Below are 1,550 nucleotides of genomic sequence, written 5' to 3'. Positions count from 1 at the left end.
GAGCCGATTCTGTTGAAAAACAACGTGTTGCTGACGCAGAAAGTAGTCATCTGAGCTGAGTGCGATTGCCTTTCTTATCAGGTCTTTCGCGTTTGCTGCGGTGCAGGAATGATCTTGGCCAATTTGCGGAGGTTTTGGGCGGTGGCGGCGAGGAGGAATTCGTCATTGGCACCACATGGTCCGCGTAATCGGAGCCGTCCCAGACCGAGGATGCGTTTGAGGTGGGCAAAGAGCATCTCGACCTTCTTTCTGAGTTTCATCGAGATGTCGTATTGGCGGGTTTTGGCGATCTCGCGGGCGACCTGGCGTGCGTCTTCGTGCTCTTCGCGGGTGATTTTGCGCGCGTCGGCATTAGGGCAGCATTTGGCTTTTGATGGACAGGCCTGGCAAACGTCTTTCAGGGCGCGGTAGCGGGCCGTGCCCTTGCCAGTTGGCCCTCGGTTTGGGTCAGAATAGTTACGGCGGAACTGCTTCAACGCATGACCTTCGGGACAGATGTACTGATCTTTCCCGGCGTCCCATTCGAAGTCCGCACGGGTCCAGGTTCCGTCGTTGCGCCCGGATTTATCAAAGACAGGAATGTGCGGCGCGATCTTGCGGTCGACCAGCCATCCAAGAAGTGGCCCGGTGCCGTAAGCGGTGTCGGCGATCAGCCGTTCTGGATGCAGATCGAACTTGTCCTCTACCCGGTCCAGCATGGTTTTGGTTGATCCGACCTCAGCTTGTCGGATGGACCGTGTGGCTTCCACATCGACGATGACGCCATGGTCCGTGTCGATCAGATAGTTGTCGGAATAGCTAAAGAATGCTGGGCCTTTACGGGCCGCCGTCCACTGGCTGGCCGGATCAGAATGGGAGGTGAACTTTGGTTGCACCTCGCTCGCAGCCCCGAAAGCAGCCTCATCCAGCGTGTCGAGATACTCGCGGACCGCGCGGGGCGCATCGGCCGGATCGATACTCGTCGCGTCCCACTCTTCCTTTGGCGTTGAATTCTGTTTATTCGCATCTGCCTCGATCAGACTGGCATCAATCGCCAAGCGCTGGCCGCTGACCAAACCCTCCGCGATGCAGCGCGCGACGGTCGTCTCGAACAGATGCCGCAGGAGCTCACTCTCCCGGAAACGCCCGTGTCGGTTCTTGGAAAACGTGGAATGATCCGGGATACGGTCATTCAGATCGAGACGGCAGAACCAACGGTAGGCGAGGTTCAGGTGCACCTCTTCACAAAGCCGACGCTCCGACCGGATGCCAAAACAGTAGCCGACCAGCAGTATCCGGATCAGCAGTTCCGGATCGACCGATGGGCGGCCAGTGTGGCTGTAAAAATCCGCGAGATGTGCTCGAATGCTGCTCAGATCAACAAATCGATCAATCGACCGAAGCAGGTGATCTTGGGGAACGTGGTTCTCCAATGAGAACTCATAGAACAGCGACGATTGCGCTTCCTGCCTCGGTCCCATCATCGCCAATCCTCCCGCCCACTGGAAGAATTGAATCAGCAGTTCATGCATCGATCAAGGAAGAGTTTTTCAACAAAATAAGCCCAAAGC

1 protein-coding gene is annotated in these 1,550 nt (G+C 56.8%); it reads right to left on the bottom strand.

Annotated elements, in window-relative coordinates; translation table 11 throughout:
- Positions 1-77: 77 nt before the first annotated feature.
- Positions 78-1,463, bottom strand: a complete 1,386-nt coding sequence (locus tag AC2FLZ_RS21940) for an IS1182 family transposase (RefSeq protein ID WP_496882792.1) — start codon at positions 1,461-1,463, stop codon at positions 78-80.
- Positions 1,464-1,550 lie beyond the last annotated feature (87 nt).

Source organism: Ruegeria sp. YKSF131, from assembly GCF_059612645.1.
The sequence above is the reverse complement of the archived record's forward strand: the minus strand, read 5'-3'. Positions and strand labels throughout refer to the sequence as shown.

What these genes read in the sequence shown, in the direction of transcription:
- AC2FLZ_RS21940 (WP_496882792.1), bottom strand. Translation starts at nt 1,463, where the DNA reads ATGATGGGACCGAGGCAGGAAGCGCAATCGTCGCTGTTCTATGAGTTC.